At 57.6% G+C, this 15,423-nt stretch carries 13 protein-coding genes, 1 tRNA gene and 1 other annotated feature; of the genes, 5 read left to right on the top strand and 9 right to left on the bottom strand.

The features are described 5' to 3' along the window. Window positions 1–108 precede the first annotated feature (108 nt). A complete protein-coding gene (locus FD02_RS00305) occupies window positions 109–939 on the top strand; it encodes an RluA family pseudouridine synthase (protein WP_054723096.1) in 831 nt (276 codons plus the stop codon). A 48-nt stretch (window positions 940–987) separates the two neighbouring features. Here FD02_RS00305 and FD02_RS00300 read toward each other — a convergent pair whose 3' ends face one another. From FD02_RS00300 to FD02_RS00290, 3 genes are all read right to left on the bottom strand, one after another. After that, window positions 988–1,440: an arginine repressor gene (locus FD02_RS00300; RefSeq protein WP_054723097.1), complete on the bottom strand. Its 453-nt coding sequence runs from the start codon at window positions 1,438–1,440 to the stop codon at window positions 988–990. Window positions 1,441–1,485: 45 nt separating this feature from the next. After that, entirely contained in the window at window positions 1,486–3,168 is a 1,683-nt protein-coding gene (gene argS / locus FD02_RS00295; RefSeq protein ID WP_056949814.1) for an arginine--tRNA ligase, read from the bottom strand. Between the two features lie 235 nt (window positions 3,169–3,403). Next, window positions 3,404–3,474: transfer RNA gene (locus FD02_RS00290), tRNA-Gly, on the bottom strand. Between the two features lie 155 nt (window positions 3,475–3,629). Between FD02_RS00290 and FD02_RS00285 the strand changes: the two genes are divergently transcribed. The 4 genes from FD02_RS00285 to FD02_RS00270 all read left to right on the top strand — a co-directional run bounded on the left by FD02_RS00285 (window position 3,630) and on the right by FD02_RS00270 (window position 5,815). Next, entirely contained in the window at window positions 3,630–4,019 is a 390-nt protein-coding gene (locus tag FD02_RS00285) for a hypothetical protein (RefSeq protein WP_056949813.1), read from the top strand. Further along, complete coding sequence (locus tag FD02_RS00280) at window positions 4,019–4,201, top strand: hypothetical protein (RefSeq protein ID WP_054723098.1); 183 nt, start codon at window positions 4,019–4,021, stop codon at window positions 4,199–4,201. The genes FD02_RS00285 and FD02_RS00280 overlap by 1 nt, the downstream gene beginning before the upstream one ends. A 104-nt stretch (window positions 4,202–4,305) precedes the next feature. Further along, window positions 4,306–4,905, top strand: coding sequence for an alpha/beta hydrolase (locus FD02_RS00275; RefSeq protein WP_056949812.1), 600 nt, complete (start codon window positions 4,306–4,308; stop codon window positions 4,903–4,905). Window positions 4,906–4,909: 4 nt separating this feature from the next. Continuing rightward, a complete protein-coding gene (locus tag FD02_RS00270; RefSeq protein WP_056949811.1) occupies window positions 4,910–5,815 on the top strand; it encodes an alcohol dehydrogenase catalytic domain-containing protein in 906 nt (301 codons plus the stop codon). A 50-nt stretch (window positions 5,816–5,865) separates the two neighbouring features. Here the strand turns inward: FD02_RS00270 and FD02_RS00265 are convergent, their stop codons facing one another. From FD02_RS00265 to FD02_RS00240, 6 genes are all read right to left on the bottom strand, one after another. Beyond that, window positions 5,866–7,569, bottom strand: coding sequence for a M3 family oligoendopeptidase (locus FD02_RS00265; protein ID WP_056949810.1), 1,704 nt, complete (start codon window positions 7,567–7,569; stop codon window positions 5,866–5,868). A gap of 111 nt (window positions 7,570–7,680) precedes the next feature. Next, window positions 7,681–9,063 (bottom strand): L,D-transpeptidase family protein, encoded by a 1,383-nt coding sequence (locus FD02_RS00260; RefSeq protein ID WP_056949809.1) that lies wholly within the window; start codon window positions 9,061–9,063, stop codon window positions 7,681–7,683. A 217-nt stretch (window positions 9,064–9,280) separates the two neighbouring features. Continuing rightward, window positions 9,281–11,923, bottom strand: a complete 2,643-nt coding sequence (locus FD02_RS00255) for a valine--tRNA ligase (protein ID WP_156408190.1) — start codon at window positions 11,921–11,923, stop codon at window positions 9,281–9,283. 73 nt (window positions 11,924–11,996) lie between these two features. Further along, window positions 11,997–12,199: a binding site (T-box leader), on the bottom strand. A gap of 35 nt (window positions 12,200–12,234) precedes the next feature. Beyond that, on the bottom strand, window positions 12,235–12,888 hold the full coding sequence (locus FD02_RS00250; protein ID WP_054722543.1) for a redox-sensing transcriptional repressor Rex: 654 nt from the start codon (window positions 12,886–12,888) through the stop codon (window positions 12,235–12,237). A gap of 94 nt (window positions 12,889–12,982) precedes the next feature. Next, a complete protein-coding gene (gene thiI, locus FD02_RS00245) occupies window positions 12,983–14,200 on the bottom strand; it encodes a tRNA uracil 4-sulfurtransferase ThiI (protein WP_056949807.1) in 1,218 nt (405 codons plus the stop codon). A 12-nt stretch (window positions 14,201–14,212) separates the two neighbouring features. Further along, entirely contained in the window at window positions 14,213–15,370 is a 1,158-nt protein-coding gene (locus FD02_RS00240; RefSeq protein WP_054722581.1) for a cysteine desulfurase family protein, read from the bottom strand. Window positions 15,371–15,423: the final 53 nt, after the last annotated feature.

The raw sequence follows: 15,423 nt of genomic DNA, 5'->3' as shown, positions 1-15,423 counted from the left end.
CCTCCCCGTGTCGATAATCCTTGTTATTGTAGCATACAGACTCCGGCCGCTTGTCGGCCCCCAGCCCGAACTTAGCGAAAACGAAAAAACTGCCGATTGGAGGCCACCATGGAATTTACCTTACGCGTCACGGTCACACACTCGGCCGCGAGCCTGCGCGCGGCCCTGACCACGTGGCAGGTGCCGAAGACGCAGCGCCATGAGTTGCGCATTCACCGCCGCGTCTTGGTCAATGACCAGTACCGCCATTTTAACGAACCGGTGAACCCCGGCGACGTGGTTACCATGACCATCGTCGACGCCACCCCGCCGCAATATTTGCTGGCGCCGACGCCCTTGACGATTGCCTATGCAGACGCGCACTTACTGGTGGTGAACAAACCGACTGGCATCAAAACTCACCCCAACCGGCCGGACGAAACCGGCACCTTGCTGAATCAAGTCGCCGCGTATTTGGCGCCGCGCCCGGCGTACATTACCCACCGGTTGGACATGGCAACCAGCGGCTTGGTGGTGATTGCGCGCGACCCCATCACGCAAAATATCCTCAACCGCCAGCTGGCCACCAAAACCATGGCGCGCAGTTATGTTGCCCTCGTGCCTGCGGGTTTGCCAGCAACCGGAACCATCACCGCGCCAATCGGCCGCGACCCCGCCGACAAGCGTAAGCGCATGGTGCGACCAGACGGGGCCCCGGCCATCACCCATTATCGCGTGATGAGCACGACCGCCGGGGTCAGCCGCGTGCGGCTGACCCTAGCCACCGGGCGCACGCACCAGTTGCGCGTGCACCTCGCGTATCTGGGCTTTCCCATCATCGGCGACCCGCTGTACAGCACTGAAGCTGCGCCGCGGCTGATGCTGCACGCCGATGAAATCACGCTGGCCCAACCGTTTACCGGTGAGGCCTTGACGGTGACGTGTCCCGTGCCATTTTGACAGCAAACAAAAACGGGTACCGGCTTCACCAGTCGGTACCCGTTTGGTTTATTCAAAACTATTTTCGTAGCGCTGCTGGAACCACTTGGCGGCCACTTCGTCAGGGCTAATCACGACAATGGTGTCGTGACCGGCCAACGTGCCCACCACCTGCTTAAAGTGGATCTCGTCGATTTGCGCGGCCAACAAGTTGCCGTTACTCGGCAGCGTCTTGATCACGTTCATGAACTGCACTCGGGTGATGCCCAAGCCCACCTCGCGGATGGACGCGCCAAGACGCTCGATTTGTGACGCTTCATCGCCGCGGAACAGCGTGTAGCGCACGTTGCCATTGGCGTCTTGCGCCTTGAAGATTTTCAACTCGCGAACGTCGCGGCTGATGGTCGCCTGCGTCGCCGTGATGTTGGCAGCCTTGAGGGCCTCAAGGAGTTCATCTTGCGTGGCGATGGGCTGTTGGTTAATAATCCGCGCAACCGCGGCTTGGCGCTCCGACTTGTTCATAAAAATTCACCTCGTATGCATTATAGCATGCACCACCGGCGGCGCCTACATTTCCTCTGGCGCGCCAACGCCAAGCAGGCTCAGCGCGTTTTCTAAGACGAGGCTAACGGCCTTGACCAACGCCAGCCGCGCCGGTAATTCGGCGTCATCGACCAGGACTTTGGTGTTGGCATAGTACTGGTTAAAGGCCTTGGCCAAGCGCAATGTGTACTTGGCGATGACCGACGGCTCGTATTCCCGCGCCGCGCGTAAGACGACGTCGGGATAGTCGCCGAGGGCCTTCAAGACGCCCCAGGCACTGGGATCCGTCAGCGCCACTTCAGGCGCCGGCGCCGTGGTTGTTTTGCGCAGAATCGAGTTGGCCCGAGCGTTCGTATATTGCACGTAAGGACCGGTTTCGCCTTCAAAGCGCACGACTTCTTCGAGGTTGAAGTCAAACGAGTCGAGCCGTTCGTTTTTCAAGTCATGGAAAATCACCGCACCGACGCCGACTTGATGCGCCACTGTCTCGGCATCCGGCAGGTCCGGGTGCTTGTCAGCGATTTGTTGCTGCGCCAGGTCGATGGCGTCGTTGAGCACGCGCTCGAGCAAGATGATGTTGCCCTTGCGCGTCGACAATTTCTTCCCGCCGGAGGTAATCAGGCCAAACGGAATGTGGTGAATGTCATCGGCCCAGTCGTGGCCCATTTCTTTCAACACGGCCTTGAGCTGCTGGAAGTGCTCGCGCTGCTCGTTGCCGACGACATACAGGCTTTGCACGAAGTCGTAGTGGTCGTGGCGATAAATTGCCGCCGCTAGGTCCCGCGTCATGTACAAGGTGGCGCCGTCGGACTTTTTAATCAGGGCCGGGTTCAAGTCGTATTGACTGAGGTCGACGATTTCCGCCCCTTGGCTTTCGTGCAATAGGTGCTTGTCGGTCAGCTCGGCCACGACCGCATCCATCTTGTCGTTGTAAAACGCCTCGCCGTTGTACGAGTCAAAGCTGATGCCCAACATCGCATAGATGCGGTTGAATTCCTTCAGCGAAGCCGAGCGGAACCATTTCCACAACGCGGTGACGGTTTCGTCGCCGTCTTCCAGCTGCTTGAACACGGCGCGCGCCGCCTCGTCTAAGCTCGGATCCTTTTCCGCTTCTTCGTGGAACTGGACGTAGTATTGCACGAGATAATGAATCGGGTCGCGGCGCACATCCGCTTCGTTGCCCCACTTGCGGTAAGCGACGATCAGCTTACCGAACTGGGTGCCCCAGTCGCCCAGGTGGTTGATCTTAATCGGCGAATAGCCGACCTTGGTGAGAATATTCGCCAACGCGTTGCCGATGACGGTGCTCCGCAAATGGCCCATGCTCATCGGCTTGGCGATGTTGGGGCTACTCATGTCGATTGGCACATTGCCATGGCCGACCGTGGCGTCACCGTAATGCGCCGGGTCGGCGGCAATGGTGGTCAACAGCTCGTGGGCATACGCGACCTTTGGCAAGAAAAAGTTCACGTAGCCGCCCACGGCTTGCACCTGTTCAAAGGAGCTGGCGTCGATTTTGGTCACCAGGTCTGCCGCAATTTGCTTGGGCGCCTGCCGCAACACCTTGGCGAGGCTAAACGTTGGAAACGCGTAATCCCCTAAATCGGCACTTTTTGGCGTTTCGATCAGCTGCATCAGTTGTGCTTCCGGAATCGTGTCGCCGATTGCCTGGTGCAATGCGGTCACGACCTGCTGTTTAAAATCCATGATTTCCTCCTCAATCCGCAAAAAGACTCGTCTCCTTGAAGCGAATGCTTCAAGAGAGACGAGTCACCCCGCGGTACCACTCTCATTGACAAATTGTCCACTCGATGTATCCACTTGTGTCATCAGCGCGCCCCCAAATCACCGCTCTCGCTTCCACCATCCGCGAGTTCACTGTGCCGGCTATTTGGCTTCCTCTGAATCAAAATAAAAAACTGGCAAGATGCGCCAGCCCTGCAGCGGTTGACGAGAATCGAACTCGCGACGCCAGCTTGGGAAGCTGGAGTTTTACCACTAAACTACAACCGCAACAACATGTAAGAGTATAGCGATAAGCCCCTGAAATTGCAACCCACGCCGCTGAAAAAGTTGGGGCGGGATTCGACAATTAAAGAGTTGTCATTTATTGAAATGATTTTTAATCGTGCTATAATAATAGAAAACAAGACTGAAAGGTGAGGCAAATGGCAGCGGCGATTCGACACTATAATTTCATCGCAAAGAACAAGAAAACCGCCCACGGGTATGAGATCAGTTTTCCCAATATTCCTGCTGCGCAAGCCGTCGGTGAGAATTACGAGGAAGCCGCCTACTACTCCTACCGGGTGCTGGCCGATTTTCTCAAGCACCTCCCCGCCGGCGAAGCGGCCCTGACCGCGTACACGCTGACCACCATCCCCGCGGCCACCGAACCCGATGTCTTCTATTCACAGGTATCGGTGACTGACGACTTTGATCCCCACAAAATGGTCACCCACTTCACGCTACCGCAGGCGCCACCGGCGGAGATTCGGGCCAAGGCGCGGCAGTTGGCCGCCCTCGCCGAACGCCAAACCCACCACGAGACGGCCTGATGTCGATTTTGGGGTGGTTGACCGCAGTCGTCTTCGTCGGCAGTGCCATCGTGTGCGTCGTGGCCATGGTGGGGTGGCTGGTCACCATGGTGCGCCAACGCGACGCCAGCCTACCTCGCCGCGTGTGCGGATGGGCCGCAGTGGTGGCCGTCGTTGCGTTATTGGTCAATGCGTTACGGTAACGTCGAGTCGCGCCAGCGGCTCTTTTTTTGTCTGACCGGCGCATCGAAATGTTCGCGTCTCCCGGGAAAATCGGTTACCATTATTCTGGAAAGGCGGTGGTCACATGCACGATGTCTTCATCCCTGGCGATGCCACCCTATCGCCCTTTATCCTGCTCCATGGCCATGGCGGTCGGCCGCAGGATTTAATTCCCATTGCCCAGCGCTTCAATCCGGCGGCGCCGGTGCTCGCCGTGGCGGCACCGTTGGTCGAAGATGGGCGAACCACTTATTTTCGGCACCTGCCCGATGGCTCGCCGCATCCGGCCAGCCTGCAGGAAGCGGCTACCACGCTGATGGCTCACATCGAAGCGACTTTATCCGCGCAAGGGCTCACCCACGCGCCGACGTTACTGGGCTTCTCCAACGGCGCTGACCTCGCCGCCTACGCCATGGTCACTCAGCCGGTGCCGTTTCGCCGCGCCTTATTGTTTCATCCCACCATCAGCGGCGCCATCGCCGGTGCGGAAATCGAACCGCTGGCGGTGTGGGCGTCGTATGGCCGCCAAGATCCCCACCTGAGTGAAACCGGGTTTCAGGCGCTGATGACGGCCTTGCGCTTAAGTGGGGCAACGGTGACCACCTATGCGCATGACTTTGGCCACGGCATTAATGCAGCTGAACTGCAAGCGGCGCAATCTTGGTTGCGCCAGCAGAAAGGATGATTCGATGGCGCGATTTGGCTTCACGACTTTTGGCGACCCCAATGTCTTCCACCGGCTGCCCGCCGACCCGCCGACCCCAAAAGCTGGCCAAGTGCAGCTGCGCGTGTTGGCGGTGGGCTTGAACCCTTATGATGCCAGCCTGCGCCGCGGTGAACAAGCCGCAGTGCGGCCGTTAAAGTTTCCCATCGTGCCTGGCACCGATGTCGTCGGCACCATCACGGCGTTAGGGGCCGACGTGACCGGCTTCGCGCTGGGCGACGTGGTGCTGAACTACCGGCCGATTGGCGGTTACAGTGAATTTGTCACCGCCTCGGTAGGCAAGCTTGTCGCCAATCCGGCGAATCTGGCTGTCGCCACGGCGGCGGGGCTGCCGCAAGTGAGCATCGCCGCCGTCACGATTTTAGATCAATTGGCCCTGCCAGCCGGCGCCACGGTGGCCGTCGCTGGCGCCAGCGGCGGCGTGGGTGCCGTGCTGGTGCAACTGGCACTGGCCGCAAAGCTCCGGGTGCTGGCGCTGGCCAGTCCCAACAATCTCGACTATTTACACACACTTGGGGCGACTGCCGTGGCGGATTACGCCCATGCCGCAGCTTTTGCCGGCCAAGCGGATGCGGCCGTCAACGCCGTGGCCGGCGGGGCCGATCACGGTGCCGCCGCCACGACTTTGAAACCTGGTGGGCTGCTCATCACCACCGGCGGTACAGCCGATCCTGCGCCCCGCGCCGATATTCAAAGCACGGCCCTCACGCACCTCGACGCCTTTGCACCGGCGATGACCACCGCGTTGGCCGCGCATGTGACGCTACCCATCATCGCCCGCCTGCCGTTTTCCACGGCCGGCGTGATTGCCGGGCACGAATTGCTAGAGACCCACCACGCCCCAGGCAAAATTGTCTTGGTGGCCGAATAACGCAACATCGCGCCGCCCCTTTCAGTTGAAAGAGGCGGCGCGATGTTTTTTTACCGGTCGATGGCTTGGTCGTCAACGGCGTCTAAAGCTTCGCTGATGGCGGTCAACGTCGAATCTAAGGCCCCTGGTTCAAACGGTGAGCGGAGGTGGCCGAGTTTAATCAGCTCCAACAGCGTTTTACTCCCACCGGCCTTCGCCATCGTCACGTAATCCGTCCATGCGGTCTCGTCGTGATCGACGTTGAATCGCTTCCAGAACTGGTAGGCGATGACTTGCGCGATGGTGTAGTCGATGTAATAAAACGGGGATTCAAAGATGTGCCCCTGGCGCATCCAGTAAATGCCGCGAGCCAAGTCCGGATTCTCGCTGTAATCCTTGTCCGGACAGTACTGCTGCTCCAACTCCCGCCAGCAAGCCTTGCGCTGCGCCGGCGTCCAGTCGGGATGCGTGTAGACCTCATGTTGAAAATGGTCGACTAAGATGCCATAAGGCAAAAACTCCAAGGCGGACTGCAGGTGGCTATATAGCCGCTTGTCGGTTTGGTCGCCGAAGAACTTTGGCATCCACGGGTAGGCGATAAACTCCATGCTCATGGAGAAAATTTCGGCCGCTTCAAACGTCGGGAACTGCAACCCGGACGGCTGAATCCAGCGCGCCAGATAGGTCTGAAAGGCGTGGCCGGCTTCGTGGGTCAACACGTCGACGTCATCGCTGGTGCCGTTGAAGTTGGAAAAAATAAACGGCGCCTGCAGCGACGGAATGAATTCACAATAACCGCCGCTGGCCTTGCCAGGCTTGGCCAACAGGTCCAACAGGTGGTCAGTGACCATCTTATCGAAAAATTCTCCAGCTTCAGGTGACATGTCGTGATACATTTGTTGGGCCGTCGCCACGAGCTCTGCGCTGGTCCCGGTTGGCTTCGGGTTCCCGGTGGTGAACTGCACGCCGAGATCGTAATACGCGAGGTGGTCCAACCCGAGTCGCGCGGCCTGCTTGGCGCGTTGTTTTTGCACCAGCGGGACCACTTTGGTTAACACCTCATGGCGGTAGGTGCTGACCATGGCTTCGTCGTAGTCAAACCGGTTCATGAAGGCGTAGCTCATCGCCGAGTAATCAGCAAAGCCCAGCTTGTGCGCGATTTCGGTGCGGGTCTTCACCATGTCATCGTAGATGCGGTCAAAGGTCGCCTCGTGCTGGGCAAAAAAGCCCCAGTAAGCTTCATTGGCCGCCTTGCGCACGGCGCGATTCTTGTCGTCGCGAAACGGGCCGAGTTGCGCCAAGGTGTAGGTCTGGCCTTGAAAATCGATTTGCGCGCTAGCAATCAGGTTCGTGTACTCGCTGCTCAAGGCATTGGCCTGCTGCTTCAAGCCAATCACGTCTGGGCTTTCCGTGCGCAGTTGATTCTTGGCCTGCAACATGAACGGCTTCGGGTAAATCTCGCTGAGTGCCTCTTGGTATGGGCTGGCCAAGACGGCCTTCAGATAATCGGTCGTGGCGCTATCCAGTTGCGGCTCAAAATTATCCCAAAAATCGCTTTCCTGCTTGTAAAAGGCGTCGCGCGTGTCGATGGTGTGCCGCGTGTTGGCGATGATGGCAGCCGAGTCCACGTCATTAAAGTACGCGGTCATGCGCTTGGCGACGGCCAACGCCGCTTCCGGGCTAGTGGCTTGCGCCATGTCTGCGGCGCCCGCCTTGGCGGTAGCGATAACGGCGTCTGGATCTGGTCGCGTATACGCAACTTCATTAAAATCCAAAAGAATCAACTCCTCACATATTTGTCATCATTATCTCATTTTATTAGCCGAACGCAAGGTTAACCCGCAGCAATCAAAAACGCCACCGCGAATGCGGTGGCGTGATGAAGCTTAATAAACTACAACCGGCGTCCCCAGCGCAACGGCCGCATACAACTTGGCCATAAATGTTGGCGGATTATTCACACAGCCGTGCGAGCCGTGGAGCTTGTACCAATCCCCACCATACGTCGGCTGCCAAGGCGAATCATGCAAGCCAACCCCGGTGTAATCGATTGGCATCCAGTAACTGACGGGACTCGCGTACTTGGAACCGTCGTCGTTTTTCCCGCGGAGCGTCGCGTTGCGCTTCTTCGCCCAAACGAAGAACACACCGCTTGGCGTCGCCTGGTTCGGCTTCCCGGTCACAATCGGGGAATCCAACACCAGCTTGCCGTCTTGGTAGTACCATTCGTGCTGGTTGACCTTGTCGACTTCGACGTAGGTCTTGCCGATCAGCGACCCGTCGCCATCCTTGTTGTAGCCGGCGCCTTGCGTGGCCACGGCCTGGGTGAACGGCTTGCCGGCTTGAATATTCGCCACCAGTTTAGCCGTGGTCGTGGCTTGATCGATACTCCAACCATACGTGCCGGCCGGCACAGTGACCGTGCCGCGCTTGGTCGACTTGAACGTTTGCGACTTGCCGTAAGTGTTGTACTGCTTAGCGAGCTTAGCCACATACGCGGCGGCCTTGGTTTGGTCAACGGTAATCTTGCCGTTAGTCGCAGAAATCCAGGAATGAATTTCCTTGGCCGACAGCGTGACCTGTTGCTTCTCGATGGTCAAGGTCCCCGTGAAGTTTTGGGTCTTGGTTAACGTCTTGGCCTCGGCGATCAACTTCTTGCTCGTCGACCGCACCTGAGGCTCCGCATAGGCACTCGCCAACGCGACCGTATGCTTGCCAGCCAAAACGCTTTTGGCCACCGCGGCACCGAGTAACTGAGGATCGATGGTGTTACCGGCTTTTTCTTTTTGGACGACGAACTTGTCGCCAGACGCGACGACCTTGGCGTTTTGCGGCGCGCGGCGGTTGGTATTCAACTGCTTGGCGGTTTCCTGCATGAACGCGGTGAAGGTGGCGCCTGTCGTCAAGGCCTTGATATCGGTATCCTTGGTGCCGGCGACCACCGTGGCGGCGCTAAAGCCCCACGGATTTTGCGCCTTCATTAACTTTTGCAGCTGCGCCGTATACTTGACGGTTAACCCCAGCTTCGCGCCAGTAGCGGTGAGCTTAGTCGCCCCGTTTTCCTTGAACGCAAAGCGCTCTTGTTGCACGCCGCGCGTCACCGCTTGTTCGGCCGCCGCGACGGTTTTGCCCCCAATGTTCACCCCAAGCAATTGGGTATGCGGCAGAAACCGGTGCTGATAATGTAAGCCGCGGGCGGTATAGCTCCCGCCGATGACCACAGCCACCGCGGCCACTACCTCAATAATCCAAGCGCGTTTTTTCGTCATTTTACTAGACTCCTTGTTCGGTTGTGCGAAACCCAATCCATATTATTGCGGTAATTATACCACACGGCTGTCGCGCTGTCTGGGCGCACCAGCCGTATTGACTAAAAAGAAGCGTTCTTTCAGTATACGCCTCTCCCCGCAATAATGCTTGGTGACCCCCCACTTTCGGCAACAAAAAAACGCCTCACCGTGAAGCCGGTGAGGCGCGTGTCACTGATTATTTGGCCGCTTGTAACTCGGCAATTCGCGCCTGCGTCGCCGCCTGTTTGGCCTGAGCATCGGCCAGCTTTTGTTGCTGGGCCGTGACCACATCGGCAGGGGCTTGGGCGAGGAACCCAGCATTGCCCAACTTTTTCTCAAACTTGGTGATGTCGCCGGCCAACCGCTTGCTTTCTTTTTGCAGCTTGGCAATTTCATCATCTAAATCAATCAATTCAGCCAACGGGACGTAAATCGTCGCGCCGTTGATCACGGCGCTGGCACTCAACGCCGGCGCCTCGAGGTCGACCCCGACTTCAAAGGCTTTGCTGTGAATGAAGTAATCGATGAACGCAAAATTGTCCTGGAACACCGGCGCTAGCGCCGCATCCTGGAGCTTGATTTGAATGTCCAGCGGTTTGCTTAACGGGGCGTTGACCTCCGTGCGAATGCCGCGGACGGCCCGGATCAATTCGATGATCGCATTCATCTGCGCCACTGCCGCGTCATTTTCAAACTCGGCATGCGTGACCGGATAGCTGGCCACCACGATGGACTCGCCGACATGCGGCATCGTCAGCCAAATCTTTTCCGTGACGAATGGCATGATTGGGTGCAAGAGCCGCAGCACTTGGTCGAGGACGTAGCGCAGGTTGACGCGCTTGGCCGTCTTGGCCGCTTCGTCATCCCCGTACAGGACTTCCTTGGCCATTTCGATGTACCAGTCGGCTAGCTCGTTCCAGATAAAGTTGTACAAGTCGCGCTCGGCTTCCCCGAACTCGAACTTATCGAACTTCGCCGTAACGCTGGCAATCGTGTCGTTCAGCCGGGCGAACACCCACTGATCCGACAAGTCGAAGCTAGCCGGATCTGGCTGATCGGTCGCTTTGGTGTCGCCGAGATTCATCAAGACGAACCGCGACATGTTCCAGATTTTATTGATAAAGTTCCAGCTGGCCCCAATCGCCTTCCAGGAAAAACGGGTATCCTGGCCAGGCGTCGAGCCGTTGACCAAGAACCAGCGCAAGGCGTCGGCACCGTACTTGTCGATGACATCCATCGGGTCGATGCCGTTACCCAAGGACTTGCTCATCTTGCGGCCTTGTTCGTCGCGAATCAAACCGTGAATCAGCGTGTTTTTAAACGGCCGCTGACCGGTGAACTCGAGGCCTTGGAAAATCATCCGGGCAACCCAAAACGGAATGATGTCGTAGCCGGTGACCAGCGTGTCCGTCGGGTAGTAGCGCTTGTAGTCGGCGGCATCGGTGTTTGGCCACCCCAGCGTGGAAAATGGCCACAGCGCGGAGCTAAACCAGGTGTCCAAAACATCGGGATCTTGCTCCCAGTTTTCGGCGTCTGCTGGGGCTTCCATGCCGACATACGTTTCACCGGTTTGCTTGTTGTACCACGCCGGAATCCGATGGCCCCACCACAGCTGGCGGGAAATGACCCAGTCGTGAATGTTGTTCATCCAGTTCAAGAAGGTGTGCTCGAAGCGTTCCGGGACAAAGTTGACCTTGTTCGGCCCTTCCTGATTCTTGATCGAGGCCTCAGCCAGTGGCTTCATCTTGACGAACCACTGCGTCGACAGCCGGGCTTCGACCTGCACCCCGGTGCGTTCGGAATGGCCAACGCTGTGGACGATTGGCTCAATTTTGATCAAGTCGCCGCTGGCCTGCAGCGCCTTGACCAAGTTTTCGCGGCACTCGAAGCGGTCTTGGCCCTGATACTGGCCAGCGTTTTCGTTCATCGTGCCGTCGTCGTTCATACAGTTAATGCGGGCCAAGTGGTGGCGGTTGCCGACTTGAAAGTCGTTCGGGTCATGCGCCGGCGTGATCTTCACCGCCCCGGTGCCAAACTCGGGATCGGCATGTTCGTCGGTGATGATGGGAATCTCTCGGCCGACGCCTGGCACGATGACCTTTTTCCCGACCACCGCGGTATAGCGTTCGTCGTGGGCATTCACGGCCACGGCGGTATCGCCAAACATCGTCTCCGGCCGCGTGGTGGCTATTTCGATGCCGCCCGGCGTCCCATCGGCAAATTTATAAATCAAATGGTAAAATGCACCCTGGTCGTCTTCGTGAATCACTTCGATGTCGGACAGCGCGGTGCGCGCCTGGGGATCCCAGTTGACGATGTATTCCCCACGATAAATCAGCCCCTTGTTGTAGAGGTCGACGAAGACCTTGCGCACGGCTTGACTTAACCCGTCGTCGAGGGTAAAGCGCTCGCGAGAATAATCCAGCGACAGGCCCATTTTGCCCCACTGCGTCTTGATCGTGGCGGCAAATTCGTCCTTCCACTCCCAAACCTTCTCGACAAACTTGTCGCGCCCGAGGTCGTAGCGAGAGATGCCTTCCTTGCGCAACTTGGTTTCCACCTTCGCCTGCGTGGCGATGCCGGCATGATCCATGCCAGGCAGCCACAGTGTGTCGTAGCCTTGCATGCGCTTTTGGCGAATGATCATGTCTTGTAGCGTCGTGTCCCAGGCGTGGCCGAGGTGCAACTTGCCCGTGACATTTGGTGGCGGAATCACGATGCTGTATGGCTTCGCCTTGGGATCCCCAGACGGCTTGAAGACGCCTTGATCCAACCAAGTTTGGTACCGCCCGGCTTCGACCGCCTGGGGATCAAACTTTGGTGCAAGTTCTTCACTCATATTAACTTCCTCCTTCATATTGAGTGACCAAGATTGTGAGCAGAAATTGTCGACAAAAAAACTCGCCCTATTCACATAGGACGAGCATGCTCGCGGTACCACCTAACTTGGGGCCACAGCCCCCACTCAAGTCCTGCTAACGGGTGGTCCCGGTCGGCCTTACTCAAAGTTCGGGTCGACAGCTCACAAGCTACAATGACGTCGCGATGCGAGGCTTTCACCAGCCGCCTCGTCGCTGAACCACCTCGACGTCACCCTCTTGGTCAATGCGTTAAGGGCATTATAGCCCACCGCGCCGTTGGGAGCAACGGTCAATCGACTTTGGCCACCTGCGCTTCGCGTTGCCGGGCGGTAAATAACAGACTTTGTAATTCCGAGGTCAAGTCGATGTAGCGAATCGTCGTCGTCGGGCGGCACTGCACCGGCAGCGGCGCGAAGGTCATAATCGCCGTGACCCCCGCGTTTTCCAATACCGGCACCACCGCTGCTTGAGCGGCAGAAGGCACCGCCATGATGGCCGTGTGCACACCGGGTGGCAGGCGTTGGGCCAATTCGGTGAAGGCATACACCGGCACGCCGGCAATCGACTGCCCCACCTTGGCCGGATCGATATCGAAGGCGACCACAATCGTTAAGTCAGGATTGCGACGAAAATTATTCACGATCAAGGCCCGCCCGAGTCCACCAACGCCGATGATGGCGATGTGCTCGGCGGACTCCACCTCGAGTAACGCGCCAAACGCAGCGGCCAGGCGACTCACGGAATAGCCATAGCCGCTTTTGCCCAGCTCGCCGAAATGGGAAAAGTCTCTGCGAATCGTGGCGGAAGGAATATGGATGATTTCGCTTAACCGGTCGGACCGCACGCGCTGGACCCCTTGCCGCTGCAGTTGCTCAATTGCCCGATAGTATAACGGAATTCGCCGAATCGTCGCGCGCGGGATTCGCCTATTTTGCTCGCTCATACCGGCACCTCCAAATAGTTTGTTAACCATTTCACATTTAATTTTAGCACAGGCCAAAATAAAAACCAACGCCTTCTGCAAGCGTTGGTCGGGATTAAAGTAATTCGGCAATTAAATCTTGTTCTTGATTCATAAACTCGTCGGAGGCGCGAATGTCGCTTTGCTTGATGCCAGCCAGCGCCCGCTCGACCAACCCGGTCACATCGAGTTTGCTTTCATAATAACGCGTCTTGTCGAGATTCGGCTTCGTCTTCGGACGAGGCGGCGCGAAAATCGTGCAGCAGTCTTCAAACGGCATGATCGACAAGTCAAAGGTATCGATGTCTTCTGCCACCTTGATGATTTCGTTTTTGTCCATCGTCGCCACCGGCCGAATAATCGGCATCGTGGTGACATCGTTGATGGCCACCATACTTTCAAGCGTTTGCGACGCCACCTGGCCAACGGATTCCCCGTTGAAAATGGCTAACGCCCCGCGCTGCTTGGCGATGGCTTCGGTGAGCCGCAACATGAAGCGGCGCTGAATGGTCATCAGGTACCCTTCCGGCACGCCGGCCTTCACCGTTTCTTGAATCTCCGTGAACGGCACTTCGATGAAGTGGATGCTCCCGACATAAGGGGCGAGCTTGGCGGTCAGCTGCTTAGCCTTGGCCAACGCATTTTGACTCGTGTACGGCGGGCTGAAGAAGTGCACCATTTCGATGTCGACGCCGCGCTTCAAGGCATAATACCCGGCCACCGGCGAATCAATGCCGCCGCTGAGCATCAACACCCCTTTGCCGGCCGTGCCGACGGGCAACCCACCGGCACCAAGTTCGGTCAGCGTCGAGAGGTAAATCGCTTCTCGCCGGACCTCGACGCGCAAGGTCACGTCGGGGTGCTTCATTTTAACCACCAAATCTGGGCGGGCCTCCGTGAGAAAATCGCCAAGATTCAGGTTCATGCCGTTGGTGTCCAACTCGAAGGTGTGATCGGAGCGGTGTGTGGCGACCTTGTAGCTACTGCCTTGAGGCGCCGTTTCGTTCATGAGCTGCAACGCCACGTCGTGCACCTGCGCCATGTCTTTTGGCACCGCCACGCTGGCGGAGAAGTTTTGAATGCCAAATACCAGGCGCAAGCGCGCCATCACGGCATCAGAGTCCTCGCCGTTGAGCTCGATGTGCAGGCGATCGCGCTTAGGGCGAATGGTCAATTGCGGAAATTCGTGTAGCGCCTTGGTGACGTTGCCGGTGAGGCGGCCGATAAATGCGTTGCGGTTCTTGCCCTTAGTGGACAATTCGCCGTAGCGCACCATGATTTCAGAATATTGCATCAAGAGTCCTTTCTAGCTGGCGGTTGGCATCAGCTTCTGAAATTTTGCGTAAATGCGGTCGAATGCTGCGTTGAACTGGTCGGCTTCAGCCAGCGTATTGTACTCATCGAGGCTGACGCGAATGGCGCTGGTGGCGATATTACTGTCGACGTGCATCGCCGCTAACGTGCTGCTTTCCGTGCCCTTCTTGCTGCTGCAGGCGCTGGTCGTCGAGATATAGATCTGCTCGACTTCAAACGCGTGCACGATGGTTTCCCCGCGGACACCGGCAATGGCAAAGCACAGGATGTGCGGCGCAAAGTCCGGCGTGAGCTGGCTAAACATCGTGACGTTCGGCAGCTTACTGACGTGGTCATAAATCCGCCGGCGAATCGCTTGCTGATTGGCCACTGCTGCGGGCTCGTTGGCCAGAAGCAGGCGTAGCGCCTTGGCCATTGCTGCGATGGCCGGCACATTTTCCGTACCTGAGCGTAAATTACTTTCCTGCCCGCCACCGGTAATCAATGGGGCAAAATGGCGGCCGGTTTTAGCGTAAATAAATCCGGTGCCGCGCGGGCCGTGAAACTTGTGACCAGAAAAGGTGATGAAGTCGATGCGCGGATCCCGCAAGGCCGGCAGTAAGCCCTTGCCAATGGCCTGCACCGCGTCGACATGGAAGTGGATAGTCGGATAATCATCCAACACTCGAGCCGCCGCTTGAATCGGCTGCATCGCGCCGATTTCATTATTCACCGCCATGATCGACACGAGGATGGTGTCAGGACGAATCGCCGCCTGCAAATCCGCGATGTTGATGAACCCGCGGTGATCCACCGGCAGGTAGGTGACCTCAAAGCCGAGGCCTTCCAGCTGCTTCATCGTATTGATCACGGCGGGATGTTCGACGGCGGTGGTAATCAGGTGCTTGCCAAACGGCCGCTTCTCGATGGCTGTGCCTTTGATGATCCAGTTGTCACCTTCGGAACCGCCGCTGGTGAAATAAATTTCGCTTGGTTGCGCGTGGATCAATTCGGCAATTTGGCTACGTGCGCCTTCTAGCAACTGATAGGCGTGATCGCCGAGTGCATGCAGGCTTGACGGGTTGCCAAAAAAGTCCTCTGAGACCTTGCGATACGTGTCGAGTACCGCGGGCAACGCCTTGGTGGTCGCACTATTATCAAAATAAATCATGAGCATGACCCTTTCATTAAGTAAGCTCCGTCTAGTATAGCAAACCTCTGGCC

It is taken from the genome of Lacticaseibacillus nasuensis JCM 17158 (genome assembly GCF_001434705.1).
GTDB classification, from domain to species: domain Bacteria; phylum Bacillota; class Bacilli; order Lactobacillales; family Lactobacillaceae; genus Lacticaseibacillus; species Lacticaseibacillus nasuensis.
The sequence above is the reverse complement of the archived record's forward strand: the minus strand, read 5'-3'. Positions and strand labels throughout refer to the sequence as shown.

What these genes read in the sequence shown, in the direction of transcription:
- FD02_RS00270 (WP_056949811.1), top strand. Translation starts at nt 4,910, where the DNA reads ATGGCGCGATTTGGCTTCACGACTTTTGGCGACCCCAATGTCTTCCAC.
- FD02_RS00250 (WP_054722543.1), bottom strand. Translation starts at nt 12,888, where the DNA reads ATGAGCGAGCAAAATAGGCGAATCCCGCGCGCGACGATTCGGCGAATT.
- thiI (WP_056949807.1), bottom strand. Translation starts at nt 14,200, where the DNA reads ATGCAATATTCTGAAATCATGGTGCGCTACGGCGAATTGTCCACTAAG.
- argS (WP_056949814.1), bottom strand. Translation starts at nt 3,168, where the DNA reads ATGGATTTTAAACAGCAGGTCGTGACCGCATTGCACCAGGCAATCGGC.
- FD02_RS00275 (WP_056949812.1), top strand. Translation starts at nt 4,306, where the DNA reads ATGCACGATGTCTTCATCCCTGGCGATGCCACCCTATCGCCCTTTATC.
- FD02_RS00260 (WP_056949809.1), bottom strand. Translation starts at nt 9,063, where the DNA reads ATGACGAAAAAACGCGCTTGGATTATTGAGGTAGTGGCCGCGGTGGCT.
- FD02_RS00305 (WP_054723096.1), top strand. Translation starts at nt 109, where the DNA reads ATGGAATTTACCTTACGCGTCACGGTCACACACTCGGCCGCGAGCCTG.
- FD02_RS00285 (WP_056949813.1), top strand. Translation starts at nt 3,630, where the DNA reads ATGGCAGCGGCGATTCGACACTATAATTTCATCGCAAAGAACAAGAAA.
- FD02_RS00240 (WP_054722581.1), bottom strand. Translation starts at nt 15,370, where the DNA reads ATGATTTATTTTGATAATAGTGCGACCACCAAGGCGTTGCCCGCGGTA.
- FD02_RS00255 (WP_156408190.1), bottom strand. Translation starts at nt 11,923, where the DNA reads ATGAGTGAAGAACTTGCACCAAAGTTTGATCCCCAGGCGGTCGAAGCC.
- FD02_RS00300 (WP_054723097.1), bottom strand. Translation starts at nt 1,440, where the DNA reads ATGAACAAGTCGGAGCGCCAAGCCGCGGTTGCGCGGATTATTAACCAA.
- FD02_RS00280 (WP_054723098.1), top strand. Translation starts at nt 4,019, where the DNA reads ATGTCGATTTTGGGGTGGTTGACCGCAGTCGTCTTCGTCGGCAGTGCC.